12 protein-coding genes, 4 tRNA genes and 1 rRNA gene are annotated in these 17,635 nt (G+C 45.9%); 16 read left to right on the forward strand and 1 reads right to left on the reverse strand.

Annotated elements, in window-relative coordinates; genetic code table 11:
* Positions 1-101: 101 nt before the first annotated feature.
* From rrf to birA, 3 genes are all read left to right on the forward strand, one after another.
* Positions 102-217 (forward strand): 5S ribosomal RNA (gene rrf / locus HQQ92_RS01275).
* 188 nt (positions 218-405) lie between these two features.
* Positions 406-1,431 carry a UDP-N-acetylmuramate dehydrogenase gene (gene murB / locus HQQ92_RS01280; protein ID WP_173242619.1) on the forward strand — a complete coding sequence of 342 codons (1,026 nt, stop codon included), beginning with the start codon at positions 406-408 and terminating at the stop codon, positions 1,429-1,431.
* Complete coding sequence (gene birA, locus HQQ92_RS01285) at positions 1,424-2,383, forward strand: bifunctional biotin--[acetyl-CoA-carboxylase] ligase/biotin operon repressor BirA (protein ID WP_173242621.1); 960 nt, start codon at positions 1,424-1,426, stop codon at positions 2,381-2,383. The genes murB and birA overlap by 8 nt, the downstream gene beginning before the upstream one ends.
* A gap of 27 nt (positions 2,384-2,410) precedes the next feature.
* On the opposite strand, the gene coaA is transcribed toward birA, so the two are convergent.
* Positions 2,411-3,361, reverse strand: a complete 951-nt coding sequence (coaA, locus tag HQQ92_RS01290) for a type I pantothenate kinase (protein WP_105251027.1) — start codon at positions 3,359-3,361, stop codon at positions 2,411-2,413.
* A 235-nt stretch (positions 3,362-3,596) separates the two neighbouring features.
* Between coaA and HQQ92_RS01295 the strand changes: the two genes are divergently transcribed.
* From HQQ92_RS01295 to rpoC, 13 genes are all read left to right on the forward strand, one after another.
* Positions 3,597-3,672, forward strand: a tRNA-Thr gene (locus HQQ92_RS01295).
* Between the two features lie 8 nt (positions 3,673-3,680).
* A tRNA-Tyr gene (locus tag HQQ92_RS01300) sits at positions 3,681-3,765 on the forward strand.
* A 38-nt stretch (positions 3,766-3,803) separates the two neighbouring features.
* Positions 3,804-3,877: transfer RNA gene (locus tag HQQ92_RS01305), tRNA-Gly, on the forward strand.
* 8 nt (positions 3,878-3,885) lie between these two features.
* Positions 3,886-3,961, forward strand: a tRNA-Thr gene (locus tag HQQ92_RS01310).
* Between the two features lie 117 nt (positions 3,962-4,078).
* Complete coding sequence (tuf, locus tag HQQ92_RS01315; protein WP_105251028.1) at positions 4,079-5,263, forward strand: elongation factor Tu; 1,185 nt, start codon at positions 4,079-4,081, stop codon at positions 5,261-5,263.
* Positions 5,264-5,524: 261 nt separating this feature from the next.
* Positions 5,525-5,896, forward strand: a complete 372-nt coding sequence (secE, locus tag HQQ92_RS01320) for a preprotein translocase subunit SecE (protein ID WP_006083613.1) — start codon at positions 5,525-5,527, stop codon at positions 5,894-5,896.
* A 9-nt stretch (positions 5,897-5,905) separates the two neighbouring features.
* Complete coding sequence (nusG, locus tag HQQ92_RS01325; RefSeq protein ID WP_105251029.1) at positions 5,906-6,457, forward strand: transcription termination/antitermination protein NusG; 552 nt, start codon at positions 5,906-5,908, stop codon at positions 6,455-6,457.
* A 127-nt stretch (positions 6,458-6,584) separates the two neighbouring features.
* Entirely contained in the window at positions 6,585-7,013 is a 429-nt protein-coding gene (rplK, locus tag HQQ92_RS01330) for a 50S ribosomal protein L11 (protein WP_006083611.1), read from the forward strand.
* A 4-nt stretch (positions 7,014-7,017) separates the two neighbouring features.
* On the forward strand, positions 7,018-7,719 hold the full coding sequence (gene rplA, locus HQQ92_RS01335) for a 50S ribosomal protein L1 (protein WP_105251030.1): 702 nt from the start codon (positions 7,018-7,020) through the stop codon (positions 7,717-7,719).
* 268 nt (positions 7,720-7,987) lie between these two features.
* On the forward strand, positions 7,988-8,488 hold the full coding sequence (rplJ, locus tag HQQ92_RS01340) for a 50S ribosomal protein L10 (RefSeq protein WP_006083609.1): 501 nt from the start codon (positions 7,988-7,990) through the stop codon (positions 8,486-8,488).
* 54 nt (positions 8,489-8,542) lie between these two features.
* Positions 8,543-8,908, forward strand: a complete 366-nt coding sequence (gene rplL / locus HQQ92_RS01345) for a 50S ribosomal protein L7/L12 (RefSeq protein ID WP_105251031.1) — start codon at positions 8,543-8,545, stop codon at positions 8,906-8,908.
* A gap of 243 nt (positions 8,909-9,151) precedes the next feature.
* Positions 9,152-13,183 carry a DNA-directed RNA polymerase subunit beta gene (gene rpoB / locus HQQ92_RS01350; RefSeq protein WP_105251032.1) on the forward strand — a complete coding sequence of 1,344 codons (4,032 nt, stop codon included), beginning with the start codon at positions 9,152-9,154 and terminating at the stop codon, positions 13,181-13,183.
* Between the two features lie 84 nt (positions 13,184-13,267).
* On the forward strand, positions 13,268-17,485 hold the full coding sequence (gene rpoC, locus HQQ92_RS01355; RefSeq protein ID WP_105251033.1) for a DNA-directed RNA polymerase subunit beta': 4,218 nt from the start codon (positions 13,268-13,270) through the stop codon (positions 17,483-17,485).
* Positions 17,486-17,635 lie beyond the last annotated feature (150 nt).

Below are 17,635 nucleotides of genomic sequence, written 5' to 3' on the forward strand. Positions count from 1 at the left end.
ATACAGATACTTGATAAAGTTTGAACTCAAACAAAGCAAATCAGCTTTCCGAATTATTATTAACGTGAGTCAGAGATGGACACGGTAATAAACAGAATTTGCTTGGTGACAATAGCCTTGTGGAACCACCTGATCCCATCCCGAACTCAGAAGTGAAACGCAAACGCGCCGATGGTAGTGTGGGGTCTCCCCATGTGAGAGTAGGTCATCGCCAAGCGCCTAATTATCTCATTGAGATGTAACGAAGCCAGCTGAACAAGCTGGCTTTTTTGCATTCGCAATTTGTTAATTGGAGTGATTTTCCTGCTTTTCTCTCAGTTCTTCATCCAGCCATCTTCTCTAGCATGAGCTGCAATCCTCGCTTTTAGCAGTTACAATACGTTTTTGTCGTCATTGAACAAACACATGTCTCTATCTCATAGCCTTCAATCATTTAATTCCTTTGGTTTAGCCCAGTCTTGCGCGGAACTTGTTGAGGCGCACTCAAAAGAAGCTGTTAAGGCGATCTGTCTGCCACTATGGCAACAGCAATTGCCTATGTTGGTGCTTGGTGGTGGTAGCAATCTGGTCTTTACGGAGGACTTTAACGGCACAGTTGTCAGGATTTTATCGAAAGGGATAAAAGTATCTGAAGACACAGAAGCGTTTTATCTCGATGTTGAGGCGGGTGAGAATTGGCACGAGTTAATTCAGTTTACGCTCGAGCATGGCATGTTTGGGCTGGAGAATATGGCATTAATTCCTGGGACGGTTGGTGCAGCACCTATTCAGAATATTGGCGCTTATGGTGTTGAACTATGTGATGTGTGTGATTGGGTTGAGTATCTTGATTTACCCTCAGGTGAGTTTGTGCGCATCAGCACAGCTGAGTGTCAATTTGCTTACCGTGAGTCTATTTTCAAAGACAAATTGTGCAATCTCGCTGTAGTCACAGCTGTTGGGCTGCGCTTAGCTAAACGTTGGCAACCGCGTTTGGCCTATGGTCCATTGCAATCGTTTGATCCTGCAACCGTTACAGCACATGAGATTTTTGAGCGCGTATGCCAAGTACGAAGTGAAAAGCTTCCTGATCCCGCAGTGCTCGGCAATGCAGGCAGTTTCTTTAAAAACCCCATTGTAAGCGCAGCCTGTTATCTAGATTTAGCACAGCGTTTTCCGACGATAGTGGGCTACGCACAAGCGGATGCAACAGTGAAATTGGCTGCAGGCTGGTTGATTGAACAAGCGGGACTGAAAGGTTTTGTGCTCGGCAATGTGGCAGTGCATGACAAGCAAGCCTTAGTGTTAGTGAATCGAGGCGGAGCAACGGGGCATGATATTTGCCGCCTAGCGCTGTATGTTATTGCGCAAGTACAGGATAAATTTGGTGTTGTGCTAGAAGCCGAGCCTAGAATCATCGGGGCTAATGGCGAAGGAGATTTGCATGTTTGAACATTGGGGAAGAAAACGCCAGATATTAGCTTTATTATCTAGCGGACAATTTGTTTCTGGCGAGCAGTTAGCTACTGAACTTGGGATTTCGCGTGCCGCAGTGAATAAGCATATCGATGCGCTAGAAACCTATGGTGTGGCAATTTATAGCGTCAAAGGTCGCGGCTATAAGTTAGCGAATCCTATTTCTTTGATTGATGCTTCACGTTTAGTGCAATCAATTGATAATCGTTGCTTTTACTTTGATGAGATAGCAAGCACCAACGGTTTTTTGCTGGACCATATTACTGAATTGAAGAATGGTGATGTGTGTGTGGCAGAGTATCAATCCGCAGGTCGTGGTCGTCGAGGCCGAACTTGGGTGTCGCCCTATGGGCATCACTTATATTTCTCGCTGTTTTGGACTTTCCCGCAGGGAATGGCGCAGGCAATGGGATTAAGTTTAGCGGTGGCCTGTACATTGGTTGAAGTGCTTAAATCTTTTGGCGTCGAGAATATTGGTGTTAAGTGGCCCAATGACATCTATTTGGATAACAAGAAGCTTGCCGGGATCTTGATTGAGATGTCGGGTCAGGCTGATAGCCTGTGCCAGCTTATCATAGGTGTTGGTGTCAATATGACTATGTCAGAGGAACAAGGTAAAGGTATCGATCAGCCTTGGAGTGATTTGTCAGAGTTGGTCGACATGCCTGACAAGACGGCGCTTGTTATTGCATTACAGAAGCAGCTTAAGCGTGATATTCAGCTATTTGAGCGTGAAGGATTAGCTGCATTCAAGACTCGTTGGCAAGCTGCGGACTTATTTTATGGCCGTGAAATACGTTTGCTTATGGGGGAAAAGTCTGTCGAAGGAATTTGTCGTGGCGTTGATGAGCAAGGTGCAGTATTGCTCGAAACCGCCGACGGTGTTCAAGCATTTATCGGCGGTGAAATTAGCTTAAGGGCACGCTAAGTACCCAAGAGTCAATTTTACATAAGGCTATTTGCGCATTAGCACGTGGGACATTAAATGATCCTGACCTTTCTGCAGGATCAAATGGGCTCTTTCACGGGTCGGTTGAATGTTAAGTTGTAGGTTTGGACCATTGATTGTGTCCCAAATATTGGCGGCAATCGTATTGGCCTCATCATCGGTTAGCGTCGAATAGTGATGAAAATAAGATTTTTTGTCACTGAATGCACCAGAGCGGAACTGCAAAAATCGTTCTTTATACCATTGTTTTAGCAAAGGTTCTTCTGCATCGACATAAATAGAAAAGTCGACAAAATCGGAGACAAAAGGACGACGGGTATCAACGGGGGAGTCGAGTCCTGTTTGTAGTACATTTAAGCCTTCTAAAATTAAGATGTCTGGTTGAGAAACCGTTTGGTGCTGATTCTTAACGCGGTCATAGGTGACGTGTGAATAGATAGGGGCTTTGACATGTGGCTGACCGGATTTCACGGCGGAGATAAACTCAACCAGCATTTTCATATCGTAACTTTCTGGAAATCCCTTACGCTGTAATAGTCCTTTACGTTTTAAGTCCGCCAGAGGATACAAAAAACCATCTGTTGTCACCAAATCAACTTTTGGGTGTTCAGGCCAGTGCCGTAGTAAAGCTTGCAAAATACGTGCTGTGGTGCTCTTTCCGACGGCGACACTACCAGCAATACTAATGATGTAAGGACTTTTTGATGGTTTTTGACCGAGGAATTCATCAACCACTAAGCCTCGTTGTTGCTTAGCTTTAACGATCAAATTCAGTAGCCGGCTAAGGGGAAGATAAATATCGGTCACTTCCGATAAGGAAATCTTTTCATTTATGCCTCTAAGGTTCTCCAAGTCTTGCTCACTCAGTGTCAACGGCACTGAATCTCGTAACTCAGACCATTGCAGGCGCTCGAAGGCGAGATAGAGTGCTTTTTGAATTGAATTTTTAGAAGTCATTGGCTTTCCTCAGCTTAGGAAAGGCACAGTACACTATGAGATTATTTGGAACAATACTAAATGGGTGATTGCAGTCGTGTTTCCGTTACCGTTTGATGTATTCGCTGTTTAATTGGCCGTCAAAGTTGCATAACGTGTAAAAAAACACCGTTCAAGCGCTTTTTTTACGTAAATAGGCGTTTTTTACTTGCACTTGGGAGCGCATTTACCTAATATCCCGTTCCGAAATGATAATGCCGGCATAGCTCAGTTGGTAGAGCAACTGACTTGTAATCAGTAGGTCCCGAGTTCGACTCTTGGTGCCGGCACCATTTTCTGTGGAGGGGTTCCCGAGTGGCCAAAGGGATCAGACTGTAAATCTGACGGCTCAGCCTTCGAAGGTTCGAATCCTTCTCCCTCCACCACTTTTTTCTAGGTAGTTAGGTAGCCTTAGTTAGGTTGCGCGGACATCGTATAATGGTATTACTCCAGCCTTCCAAGCTGATAACGCGGGTTCGATTCCCGCTGTCCGCTCCAAATTAGTTGCTGATATGGCTCAGTTGGTAGAGCACACCCTTGGTAAGGGTGAGGTCGGCAGTTCGAATCTGCCTATCAGCACCAGCCTCTCTAAATTTAGCTCCTACGCCTAAACATAATCGGTTCGATGTCATTTTAATGCATCGGATTTTTTCTATATGTTAGTTTTCATCACCAAGAATCTTGGACTGAGGCATTACCATGGCTAAAGCTAAATTTGAACGTATTAAGCCCCATGTAAACGTGGGCACCATTGGTCACGTTGACCATGGTAAAACCACACTGACTGCAGCTATCTCTCACGTACTGGCTAAGACCTACGGTGGCGAAGCTAAAGACTTCTCTCAAATCGATAACGCTCCAGAAGAGCGTGAGCGCGGTATTACGATCAATACCTCTCACATCGAATATGACACGCCTTCACGTCACTACGCACACGTAGACTGCCCAGGCCACGCTGACTATGTTAAAAACATGATCACTGGTGCTGCACAGATGGACGGCGCGATTCTAGTAGTTGCCTCTACAGACGGTCCAATGCCACAGACTCGTGAGCACATCCTGCTTTCTCGTCAGGTTGGCGTACCTTTCATCATCGTGTTCATGAACAAATGTGACATGGTAGATGACGAAGAGTTACTGGAATTGGTTGAAATGGAAGTGCGTGAACTTCTGTCAGAATACGATTTCCCAGGTGATGATTTACCAGTAATCCAAGGTTCAGCTCTGAAGGCCCTAGAAGGTCAACCAGAGTGGGAAGCTAAGATCCTTGAATTAGCCGCAGCACTGGATTCTTACATTCCAGAACCACAACGTGACATCGATAAGCCGTTCCTACTGCCAATCGAAGACGTATTCTCAATTTCAGGCCGTGGTACAGTAGTTACTGGTCGTGTTGAGCGTGGTATTGTTAAAGTGGGTGACGAAGTTGAAATCGTTGGTGTTCGCACAACGACTAAAACAACGTGTACTGGTGTAGAAATGTTCCGTAAACTGCTTGACGAAGGTCGTGCAGGCGAGAACTGTGGTGTGTTATTACGTGGTACTAAGCGTGATGACGTAGAACGTGGTCAAGTATTGGCTAAACCAGGTTCAATCAACCCACACACGACTTTTGAATCAGAAGTTTACGTTCTGTCAAAAGAAGAAGGCGGACGTCACACTCCATTCTTCAAAGGCTACCGTCCACAGTTCTACTTCCGTACAACTGACGTAACCGGTACTATCGAACTGCCAGAAGGCGTAGAGATGGTAATGCCTGGCGATAACATCAAAATGGTAGTGACTCTGATTTGCCCAATCGCGATGGACGAAGGTTTACGCTTCGCAATCCGTGAAGGTGGTCGTACAGTTGGTGCTGGTGTAGTAGCTAAAATCATCGCTTAATTGCGATAGAGATTAGTTTGAAAAGGAAGCTTCGGCTTCCTTTTTTGTTTAAGTGGATTATTTCATAGGTTTTGTGGTTTGCATGGGATTCGCATCCTTGCTTACAAAGTCGAATAAGAATACAATCTATGGCCGATTTTTGACCCTGAGCTTATGCTATTTTGCGTTTCTAAGGGTGTTCGGAAATGCAGAGTGATGTGGGATTATGCCCGTCAATTAATGTGCTCTAAGCTCAGGCCGTATTGAGTAACGGAAAAACCGATGACAACAAATACTGAAAACCAGAACAATTCTCTGGATATCGTGAAGTGGGGTTTAGTGATTGTATTGCTAGCCGCTGCTGTTATTGGCAATCAAATGTATAGCGAAGCCAGTGCCGTCATACGTGCGCTTAGTGTTATCGTTGCATTCGCTATTGCTGGTTTTATTGCGCTTCAGACTGTAAAAGGTAAAAAAGCGTTAGCTTTTGCCCGTGAAGCGCATATCGAAGTGCGCAAGGTTGTATGGCCGACGCGTCAAGAAGCGCTAAACACCACTTTTATTGTCCTTGCAGCAACAGGTATCTTAGCTCTTATCCTTTGGGGTATGGATGCTGTGTTAATGCGAATTGTCAATTTTATCACTGGCGTATAGGCACCTCGAATGACTGAAGCTAAAGAAGCTAAAAAAAGATGGTATGTAGTGCAGGCATTCTCAGGCTATGAAGGCCGAGTTTGTAAGTCACTGATTGAATATATTAAAATGCATGGCATGGAAGCATACTTCGGTGAAGTATTGGTTCCGACTGAAGAAGTCATCGAAATGCGTGCAGGTCAGCGTCGCAAGAGCGAACGTAAGTTTTTCCCTGGCTATGTGTTAGTCCAGATGGAAATGAACGATGACAGCTGGCATTTAGTCAAAAGCATCCCGCGTGTTTTAGGCTTTATTGGCGGAACGTCTGATCGTCCTGCCCCAATTTCAGATAAAGAAGCTGATGCAATTCTGCGTCGCTTACAAGAAACGACAGCGTCACCGACTCATAGAACCATATTTGAGCCTGGTGAAGTGGTACGTGTGTGTGATGGTCCATTTGCTGACTTTAACGGCACCGTTGAAGAAGTGGATTATGACAAGAGCCGCGTGAAAGTATCAGTGATGATCTTTGGTCGTTCTACGCCTGTTGAACTTGATTTTAGTCAAGTTGAAAAAGGCTGATTAAATAAACTACAAAATCCGTTTGGCAACGGGTGCGAATTTCTATATAATTCGCACCCGTTGTTTTCGGGGGAGCATGTCAGCATGTCGCTGATGCGCGTTTGAACCCAAACTGAGGAAATGTCAGATGGCAAAGAAGATTGATGCTTATATTAAGCTACAAGTAAAATCCGGTTCTGCGAACCCGTCACCACCAGTTGGTCCAGCTTTGGGTCAAAAAGGTGTGAACATCATGGAATTCTGTAAAGCGTTTAACGCCCGTACAGAAAAAATGGAAAAAGGCATGCCTATTCCAGTCGTGATCACTGTATACAGTGACCGTTCATTCACTTTTGAAACCAAGACTTCTCCAGCGTCTTACTTACTGAAGACTGCTGCAGGCCTGAAATCAGGTTCTCCACGTCCAAACACTCAGAAAGTGGGTACTATCGCTCGCGCTAAAGTTCAAGAAATTGCTGAACTTAAAGCTGCCGATATGACTGGTGCTGACATTGAAGCGATGACTCGCTCAATCGAAGGTACTGCGCGTTCAATGGGTTTGGTTGTAGAGGATTAATATAATGGCAAAGCTAACTAAACGCATGCGCGTAATTCGCGAGAAAGTTGACGGTACTAAAAGCTACGATATCAACGAAGCTGTTGCTCTGTTAAAAGAATTAGCAACTGCAAAATTCGTTGAAAGTGTAGACGTAGCAGTTAACCTGGGTATTGACCCACGTAAATCTGACCAAAACGTTCGTGGTGCAACAGTGTTGCCACATGGTACTGGTCGTGACGTTCGCGTTGCAGTATTTACACAAGGTGCAAATGCTGAAGCTGCTAAAGCTGCTGGCGCTGAGCTAGTTGGTATGGATGATCTGGCTGAGAAAATCAAAGCCGGTGAAATGAATTTTGACGTAGTTATCGCATCTCCAGATGCAATGCGCGTTGTTGGTATGTTAGGTCAAATCTTAGGCCCACGTGGTTTAATGCCTAACCCTAAAACAGGTACAGTAACGCCAAACGTTGCTGAAGCTGTTAAGAACGCCAAAGCGGGTCAAGTTCGTTACCGTAACGACAAGAACGGTATTATCCACACTACTATCGGTAAAGTGGATTTCACACCAGTTCAATTGAAAGAAAACTTGGAAGCGTTAGTGTCAGCACTGAAAAAGGCTAAGCCTGCAGTTGCTAAAGGCATTTTCGTGAAAAAGATCAGCATCTCTACCACTATGGGTGCAGGTGTTGCAGTTGATCAAGCTACGCTTGAAACAACTCTATAATTTTACAAAGCGGGTGCATTAGTCTATAATGCGCGCACTTTGTGGGTTGAAGCCTGTTTTATCTTCCGTTTAGGCGGAGTTTAACTCAGGTTTCCGTCCAAGACCGCAGGTGTTTTTTGTAAAAATAACTTAATTTCCTGCGTAGACGGTGTCAGGCCCCAGCTAAAATTTTTTACTGGATAATCTGCACCGTAAGTCACTAAATACATAAGTATTTAGTATGGTAAATACTAGGGAATACCCTAGGTAGAATCCAGGAGTAAAGCCAATGGCATTAAGACTCGAAGACAAAAAAGCGATTGTTGCTGAAGTCAACGAAGCTGCCAAAGGTGCGCTATCTGCAGTTGCCGCTGATTCTCGCGGTGTGACTGTAGGTGCTATGACCGGTCTGCGTAAAAAAGCTCGCGAAGCTGGTGTATATGTACGTGTAGTACGTAACACGCTAGCTCGTCGTGCTGTTGAAGGTACTGCTTTTGAGTGCCTAGCAGAAACGTTCACTGGCCCAACTTTGATTGCGTTTTCTTTAGAGCACCCAGGTGCTGCAGCACGTCTGTTAAAAGACTTTGCTAAAGAACAAGCTAACTTCGAAGTTAAAGGCGCAGCCTTTGAAGGGAATTTCATCCCTGCAGCTGAAATTGATCGTTTGGCGAAACTGCCAACATACGAAGAAGCACTAGCTCAGTTAATGATGACTATGAAAGAAGCATCTGCTGGCAAGTTCGTTCGTACACTGGCCGCCCTGCGCGATCAAAAACAAGAAGCCGCTTAATTTCAAGCTGGCTGCTTAATAAAATTGAATTCAGAACAATAGGAAACATTTGTTATGTCTATCACTAAAGACCAAATCTTAGAAGCCTTTGCAGCTATGTCTGTAATGGAAGTTGTTGAACTGATCGAAGCTATGGAAGAGAAGTTCGGCGTTTCTGCCGCTGCTGCTGTTGTTTCTGGCGGTGCAGAAGCAGTTGTTGTTGAAGAACAAACAGAATTCAACGTAGTTCTGACTGCTCACGGCGACAACAAAGTTGCAGTTATTAAAGCCATCCGTGGCGCAACTGGTTTAGGCCTGAAAGAAGCTAAAGCTATGTCTGAAGCTGCTCCAGTAGCAGTTAAAGAAGGCGTTTCTAAAGAAGAAGCTGAAGCTCTGAAGAAAGAACTTACTGAAGCTGGTGCTTCTGTAGAAATTAAGTAAGCTATTATTTAGCTTGCTCACCCAAGCCACTTGGGTGGAGGCTGGCGGTTTTTTAACCGTCGGCCTTTTTTGCGCTATATGCGCTGGCGATTTTTTTTCACCGTTTGTCGCCAAATTTTGCAGTCCCTAGCAGAGATTACTGGTTAGGTTCTTGCCATCAACGGTGATGGGCAAACGTGCTGAATTTTAATAACTTAAGTTATTTATTCAGTCTTGGTCACATCTCGTAAGCAGAGGAAACCCATGGTTTACTCCTATTCTGAAAAGAAGCGTATTCGCAAAGACTTTGGTAAGCGTCCAAAAGTTTTGGATATCCCTTATTTATTGTCTATCCAGCTAGACTCTTTTAAGAAGTTCACCGATCAAGATCCTACCGGTGAGCGCGGTTTAGAAGCCGCCTTCCGTAGCGTTTTTCCCATCAAGAGCTTTTCTGGTAACTCAGAACTGCAATACGTCAGCTATAAGCTTGGCGAGCCTGTTTTTGATGTGAAAGAGTGTCAGATCCGTGGTGTTACGTATTCAGCTCCACTACGCGTTAAATTACGCATGGTGTTGTATGACCGTGAAGCAGCGGCGGGCACAGTAAAAGATATTAAAGAACAAGAAGTCTACATGGGTGATATCCCATTGATGACGGATAACGGTACTTTTGTTATCAACGGTACTGAGCGTGTAATCGTATCTCAATTACACCGTTCTCCAGGCGTGTTCTTTGATCATGACCGTGGTAAAACCCACTCATCAGGTAAGGTGCTGTATAACGCACGTATTATTCCTTACCGTGGTTCATGGCTTGACTTTGAATTCGATCCTAAAGATGCACTATTTGTGCGTATTGACCGTCGCCGCAAACTGCCTGCGACCATCATGTTACGTGCATTAGAATATTCTACTCAAGAGATCCTCGATCTGTTCTTCGAACGCGTTGAGTTCAAGATCAAGAAAGATACTCTGGTCATGTCTTTGGTGCCTGAACGTCTGCGTGGCGAAACTGCCAGCTATGACATCAAGGATGCTGAAGGTTCTGTACTGGTTGAAGCGGGACGTCGTATTACTGCGCGTCACATTCGTCAGTTAGAAAAGACCAATACCACTGAGCTTGAAGTGCCAGTTGAATATATCGTGGGCAAATATGCTGCTCAAGATTATATCGATCCGGACACAGGTGAAGTTTTAGTCTCTGCCAACAGTGAAATTAGCTTAGAAGATCTGGCTAAACTATCATTGGCCGGTATTAAAGATATCAGTACGTTGTATATCAACGAGCTAGATCATGGTGCTTATATTTCAGATACGCTGCGTATCGATTCAACCACTAACCGCTTAGAAGCGCTGGTTGAGATCTATCGTATGATGCGTCCTGGCGAGCCACCAACCAAAGATGCTGCCGAAGCACTATTCCAGAACTTGTTCTTCAGTGAAGAGCGTTATGACCTGTCTAAAGTAGGTCGTATGAAGTTCAACCGTCGTCTCAGCATTCCTGATGACGAAGGTAGCGGTGTATTGTCTAAAGAAGACATCGTCGCGGTAATGAAGAACATCATTCATATCCGTAACGGTTTCGACGAAGTCGATGACATCGATCACTTAGGTAACCGTCGTATTCGTAGCGTCGGTGAAATGGCTGAAAACCAATTCCGTGTTGGTTTAGTCCGTGTTGAGCGCGCCGTGCGTGAACGTCTGTCTTTAGGTGATCTGAATGAGCTGATGCCACAAGACTTGATCAACGCTAAGCCAATTTCTGCTGCAGTGAAAGAGTTCTTCGGTTCTTCTCAGCTGTCACAATTCATGGACCAAAACAACCCGCTGTCAGAAGTAACGCATAAGCGTCGTATTTCTGCTCTTGGCCCTGGTGGTTTGACTCGTGAACGTGCAGGCTTCGAAGTCCGCGACGTACATCCAACGCATTATGGTCGTTTATGTCCAATTGAGACCCCTGAAGGTCCAAACATTGGCCTAATCAACTCATTAGCAAGTTTTGCCCGTACTAACTCCTACGGCTTCCTAGAAACGCCATACCGCAAGGTTATCGACGGCGTGATTACTGACGAAGTGGAATACTTGTCAGCAATTGAAGAAGGTCGTTATGTGATTGCACAGGCGAACATCGAAGTTGACGCTAGCGGTCGTATGGCAGAAGAGCAAATTGCTTGTCGTCATAAAGGTGAATCAACCTTTATGCGCGCTGCTGACATCCAGTATATGGACGTTTCGCCACAACAGATTATTTCTGTTGCTGCGTCACTGATCCCGTTCTTAGAACACGACGATGCTAACCGTGCCTTGATGGGTGCGAACATGCAACGTCAAGCCGTACCCACTCTGCGCTCTGAAAAGCCGCTAGTAGGTACTGGTATTGAACGTACTTTGGCTGTTGACTCTGGTGTTGTGGTTGTTGCTAAACGTGGTGGTTTTGTAGACTACGTTGATGCGAGCCGCATCGTTGTTAAAGTAAATGAAGATGAGCTGCGCCCAGGCGAAGCCGGTATCGACATTTATAACCTGACTAAATACACCCGTTCTAACCAAAACACTTGTATCAACCAACGCCCTTGTTGTGCTGTTGGTGAGCCAGTCGTTCGTGGTGACGTGTTAGCAGACGGTCCGTCTACTGACTTAGGTGACTTAGCCCTTGGCCAGAACATGCGTATCGCATTCATGCCTTGGAACGGTTACAACTTCGAAGACTCGATCTTAATTTCTGAGCGTGTAGCGCAAGAAGACCGTTTCACCACTATCCACATTCAGGAGCTGTCTTGTATTGCTCGTGATACCAAACTGGGTAGCGAAGAAATTACGGCTGATATTCCAAACGTAGGTGAATCTGCTCTGTCGAAACTCGACGAGTCAGGTATCGTTTACATTGGTGCAGAAGTGAAGGGTGGCGATATTCTGGTTGGTAAAGTGACGCCAAAAGGCGAAACACAGCTAACGCCAGAAGAGAAGTTACTCCGTGCTATCTTCGGTGAGAAAGCGTCTGATGTTAAAGACAGTTCACTGCGTGTTCCTAACTCTGTTAAGGGCACTATCATCGACGTTCAGGTATTTACCCGTGACGGCGTTGAAAAAGACAAGCGTGCAGTTGAAATCGAAGAGATGCACATTGCCCAAGCTCGTAAAGACTTAGGCGAAGAGTTCAAGATCCTTGAAGAAGGTGTATTGAGCCGTGCGCGTAACTTGTTAATCGGTGCTGGTTTCACTGAAGCGCAAATTGCTGCGTTGCCACGTAAAGATGTATTGGTTCAAGTCATTGACGATGAAGCAAAACAAACTGAACTTGAGCAATTAGCTGAACAGCATGAAGAGCTGAAAGCTGACTTCGATAAGAAGTTTGAAATCAAACGTCGCAAGATCACCCAAGGTGATGACTTGGCGCCAGGCGTACTCAAAATCGTTAAGGTTTACTTAGCGGTTAAGCGTACTATCCAACCTGGTGACAAGATGGCGGGTCGTCACGGTAACAAGGGTGTTATCTCTAAGATTTGCCCAATCGAAGACATGCCATATGACGAACAAGGTAACCCAGTAGACATCGTATTGAACCCGCTAGGTGTTCCATCACGTATGAACATTGGTCAGGTACTTGAAGTCCATATGGGCGCCGCTGCCAAAGGCATTGGTAACAAGATCACTGCGATGCTTGAAGAACAGCGTGAGCTGGCTGAAGTTCGTGGTTACATCAAGCAAGTTTATGAATTAGGTGACGAAGTGCAGCAGCGCGTCGATATCGATTCATTCACTGATGATGAAGTATTACGTCTTGCGACTAACCTGAAAGGCGGTATCCCGATTGCAACTCCTGCATTCGACGGTGCTAAAGAGAAAGAGATCAAGCAGATGCTTGAACTTGCAGGTTTGCCAACCTCTGGTCAGTTGAAGTTGTTTGATGGTCGTACCGGTAACGAATTTGAGCGTCAAGTAACGGTAGGTTACATGTACATGCTCAAACTGAACCACTTAGTTGATGACAAGATGCACGCCCGTTCTACCGGTTCGTACAGCTTAGTGACTCAACAACCACTGGGCGGTAAAGCTCAGTTCGGTGGTCAGCGTTTCGGTGAGATGGAAGTGTGGGCACTAGAAGCATACGGTGCCGCTTATACGCTTCAAGAAATGCTCACTGTTAAATCGGATGACGTTAACGGTCGTACTCAGATGTATAAGAACATCGTCGACGGTAACCATCAGATGCAACCTGGCATGCCAGAGTCCTTCAACGTGTTACTGAAGGAGATCCGTTCACTCGGTATTAATATCGAGTTGGATCAGGCATAAGCGCAGGCCTTTAGCCGCGTTTGGCAAACAGAATGGTGCTCCGTGCAAGCGGAGCACCCGGTTTAACTCCTTCAGGAGAGAAACGTGAAAGACTTATTAAAGTTTCTGAAACAGCAAAGCAAGACTGAAGAATTTAACGGCATCAAAATTGGTCTGGCATCGCCTGATCTGATCCGTTCTTGGTCTTTTGGTGAAGTTAAGAAGCCAGAAACCATCAACTACCGTACCTTCAAGCCTGAGCGTGAAGGTCTGTTCTGTGCGCGTATCTTTGGCCCAGTCAAAGATTACGAATGTTTGTGCGGTAAGTACAAACGTTTGAAGCACCGTGGTGTTATTTGTGAAAAGTGTGGCGTTGAAGTAACCCAAACTAAAGTACGTCGTGAGCGTATGGGTCACATCGAACTGGCTAGCCCAGTTGCGCACATTTGGTTCTTAAAATCACTGCCGTCACGTATTGGCTTAATGCTGGATATGACGCTGCGTGATATCGAACGCGTACTGTATTTTGAATCATTTGTCGTGATCGAGCCTGGCATGACCAGCCTTGAACGTGGCCAAATGCTGACAGAAGAAACTTATCTGGATGCATTAGAAGAATACGGTGATGAGTTCGAAGCTAAAATGGGTGCCGAAGCAGTACTTGAACTGTTACGTGCTATCGATTTAGCGAAAGAAATCGAACAAATGCGTGAAGAATTGCCTTCAATCAATTCTGAGACTCGTCGCAAGAAAGTGACTAAACGTCTTAAGTTGATGGAAGCATTCTACACTTCAGGCAACAAGCCTGAGTGGATGATCTTAAAAGTACTGCCTGTGTTACCACCTGACTTACGTCCGTTGGTACCGCTCGATGGCGGCCGCTTCGCGACTTCAGATCTTAACGACCTGTATCGCCGCGTGATCAACCGTAACAACCGTTTGAAGCGTCTGTTAGATTTAGCTGCGCCAGACATTATCGTACGCAACGAAAAGCGTATGTTACAAGAGTCTGTTGATGCGCTATTAGATAACGGTCGTCGTGGCCGTGCTATTACCGGTTCTAACAAGCGTCCTCTGAAATCTTTGGCTGATATGATCAAAGGTAAGCAAGGTCGTTTCCGTCAGAACTTGTTGGGTAAGCGCGTTGACTATTCTGGTCGTTCGGTAATTACCGTAGGTCCTACTCTACGTCTGCACCAATGTGGTCTTCCTAAGAAGATGGCACTGGAACTGTTCAAGCCATTCATCTATGGCAAGCTAGAAGGTCGTGGCTTAGCTACTACTATCAAAGCGGCTAAGAAGATGGTTGAGCGTGAAGTAGCGGAAGTTTGGGACGTTCTGGATGAAGTGATCCGCGAACATCCAGTGATGCTCAACCGTGCACCAACACTGCACAGACTGGGTATCCAAGCGTTCGAACCTGTACTGATTGAAGGTAAAGCGATCCAGTTACACCCACTCGTTTGTGCGGCATACAACGCCGACTTCGACGGTGACCAAATGGCGGTACACGTACCGTTAACACTGGAAGCGCAGCTTGAAGCCCGTGCCCTGATGATGTCTACCAACAACATCCTGTCACCAGCCAACGGCGAGCCTGTTATCACCCCGTCTCAAGACGTGGTATTGGGCCTGTACTATACCAGCCGTGAGCGTATTAACGGCCGTGGTGAAGGTATGGCATTTATGTCTGTTGCTGAAGTTGAAAAAGCTTACGCAACTGGCGCTGCTGAACTGCATGCCCGCGTTAAAGTTCGTATCACTGAAACCATTATTGGTGACGATGGTGAGCGCACTGAACAACGCCGTATCGTTGATACGACTGTTGGTCGTGCTTTGCTGTCACTTATTCTGCCAGCAGGTTTGTCATTTGATCTGGTTAACCAGAACATGGGCAAAAAGCAGATCTCTAAACTGTTGAACACCTGTTATCGTCAACTGGGTCTGAAAGATACTGTTATCTTCGCTGACCAATTGATGTATACCGGTTTCCGTTTTGCAACCATCTCTGGTGCCTCTGTCGGTATCGATGACATGGTTATTCCAGACGAGAAATACACCTTAGTTGCTGATGCAGAAGCGGAAGTTCTTGAAATTCAAGAGCAGTTCCAATCTGGTCTAGTCACAGCCGGTGAGCGTTACAACAAAGTTATCGATATCTGGGCAAGTGCCAACGAAAAAGTTTCTAAAGCTATGATGGAAAACCTGTCAACTGAGACAGTGATTAACCGTGATGGCGTTGAAGAGAAACAAGCCTCGTTTAACAGCATCTATATGATGGCTGACTCAGGCGCTCGTGGTAGTGCCGCACAGATCCGTCAGTTGGCGGGTATGCGTGGTCTGATGGCTAAGCCAGACGGCTCAATCATCGAAACGCCAATTACCGCTAACTTCCGTGAAGGTCTAAACGTACTCCAGTACTTTATTTCTACTCACGGTGCGCGTAAAGGTCTAGCCGATACGGCATTGAAGACAGCGAACTCGGGTTACCTGACTCGTCGTCTTGTAGACGTTGCACAAGATTTAGTGGTTATCGAAGACGATTGTGGTACTCACGAAGGTCTAACCATGAAACCGCTGATTGAAGGTGGTGATGTGGTTGAGCCGTTACGTGAACGCGTACTGGGTCGTGTGGTTGCGATTGATGTGTTCTATCCAGGCACTGAAGACGTATTAGCACCACGTAACACGCTACTCGACGAAGCATGGTGTGACAAGTTAGAAGAGCATTCAATCGACGAAGTGATTGTACGTTCTGTTATTTCTTGTGATACCGATTTCGGTGTGTGTGCAGCCTGTTACGGTCGTGACTTGGCTCGTGGTCATATTATTAACCACGGTGAAGCCATCGGTGTTGTGGCAGCACAATCTATCGGTGAACCAGGTACACAGTTAACGATGCGTACGTTCCACATCGGTGGTGCGGCATCTAGAGCGTCTGCAGAAAACAATGTCCAAGTGAAAAACTCGGGTTCATTGAAACTGCATAATGCTAAGCATGTTACTAACAGTGACGGCAAACTGGTTATCGTTTCTCGTTCTTCTGAACTGGCCGTTATTGACGAGCTGGGTCGTGAGAAAGAGCGTTATAAAGTGCCATACGGTACTGTGCTCGAGAAACTAGAAGAAGCGGCTGTTGAAGCGGGCGATGTTATCGCTAACTGGGATCCACATACTCACCCAATCATTTCTGAAGTGGCGGGTAGTATCAAGTTCGTAGACATGATTGACGGTGTCACTATGACACGTCAAACAGACGAACTAACGGGTCTGTCATCAATCGTGATCCTTGACGTTGGTCAGCGTGGTACTGCGGGTAAAGAAATGCGCCCAATGATCCGTCTGCTTGGCGCTAATGGTGCTGACTTGATGATCCCAGGTACTGAAGTGCCAGCACAATACTTCTTACCAGGTAGTGCGATCGTTAACTTAGAAGATAACGCGCAAATCAACGTGGGTGATGCATTAGCTCGTATTCCTCAGGAATCGTCTAAAACTCGCGACATCACCGGTGGTCTGCCACGCGTTGCTGACTTGTTCGAAGCGCGTAAGCCAAAAGAGCCTGCTATTCTGGCGGAAATCTCTGGTACCATCTCGTTTGGTAAAGAGACCAAAGGTAAGCGTCGTTTGGTGATTACACCTGCTGATGGCGGCGATCATTATGAAGAGATGATCCCTAAGTGGCGTAACTTAAACGTGTTCGAAGGTGAAAAAGTCGAACGTGGTGAAGTTATCGCTGACGGTCCAGAAGCGGCACACGACATTCTGCGTCTTCGTGGTATCCACAACGTAGCAAACTACATTGTGAACGAAGTACAGGACGTTTACCGTCTGCAAGGCGTGAAGATCAACGATAAGCATATCGAAGTGATCATCCGTCAGATGCTGCGTAAGTGTCTTATCACTTCTGCCGGTGACACTGACTTCCTCGAAGGGGAACAAGCTGAAGTGTCACGCGTGAAGATCGCTAACCGCGAACTGATCGCCCAAGGTAAAGTGCCTGCGACCTTTGAACGTGAACTACTGGGTATTACTAAAGCATCTCTGGCAACAGAATCCTTTATCTCAGCAGCATCGTTCCAAGAAACTACGCGCGTACTGACCGAAGCCGCCGTCGGTGGTAAGAGCGATCAATTACGTGGTCTGAAAGAAAACGTTATCGTTGGCCGACTGATCCCAGCCGGTACTGGTTACGCTTATCACAAGACTCGTAATGAAGCGCGTGCGAAGAAAAACGAACCTGTAGTAGTGAACAAGATCACTGCAAGTGAAGCCGAACAGAACTTGGCCGATCTCTTAAACTTGGCTGGTAGCCAAGATTAAGTAATAAGTTTGTTATAAAAAGGCGCCTATGGCGCCTTTTTTCTTGTAATATGCCGCAAAAGTTGGCTATTTCTTGACAGTCAGGCATTACCTTTCTAAAATTCCGCGTCCCACCATTGTGGGATATAGATTTTTCACACCTTATCGTTG

Origin of the sequence: Shewanella sp. DC2-4, assembly GCF_013248875.1 — a bacterium.
Classification (GTDB): domain Bacteria; phylum Pseudomonadota; class Gammaproteobacteria; order Enterobacterales; family Shewanellaceae; genus Shewanella; species Shewanella oncorhynchi.

Excerpts from the sequence above, each read along its gene's own strand:
- secE (WP_006083613.1), top strand. The coding sequence starts at position 5,525 with ATGACAACAAATACTGAAAACCAGAACAATTCTCTGGATATCGTGAAG.
- tuf (WP_105251028.1), top strand. The coding sequence starts at position 4,079 with ATGGCTAAAGCTAAATTTGAACGTATTAAGCCCCATGTAAACGTGGGC.
- birA (WP_173242621.1), top strand. The coding sequence starts at position 1,424 with ATGTTTGAACATTGGGGAAGAAAACGCCAGATATTAGCTTTATTATCT.
- rplL (WP_105251031.1), top strand. The coding sequence starts at position 8,543 with ATGTCTATCACTAAAGACCAAATCTTAGAAGCCTTTGCAGCTATGTCT.
- nusG (WP_105251029.1), top strand. The coding sequence starts at position 5,906 with ATGACTGAAGCTAAAGAAGCTAAAAAAAGATGGTATGTAGTGCAGGCA.
- coaA (WP_105251027.1), bottom strand. The coding sequence starts at position 3,361 with ATGACTTCTAAAAATTCAATTCAAAAAGCACTCTATCTCGCCTTCGAG.
- rpoB (WP_105251032.1), top strand. The coding sequence starts at position 9,152 with ATGGTTTACTCCTATTCTGAAAAGAAGCGTATTCGCAAAGACTTTGGT.
- rplA (WP_105251030.1), top strand. The coding sequence starts at position 7,018 with ATGGCAAAGCTAACTAAACGCATGCGCGTAATTCGCGAGAAAGTTGAC.
- rplK (WP_006083611.1), top strand. The coding sequence starts at position 6,585 with ATGGCAAAGAAGATTGATGCTTATATTAAGCTACAAGTAAAATCCGGT.
- rplJ (WP_006083609.1), top strand. The coding sequence starts at position 7,988 with ATGGCATTAAGACTCGAAGACAAAAAAGCGATTGTTGCTGAAGTCAAC.
- murB (WP_173242619.1), top strand. The coding sequence starts at position 406 with ATGTCTCTATCTCATAGCCTTCAATCATTTAATTCCTTTGGTTTAGCC.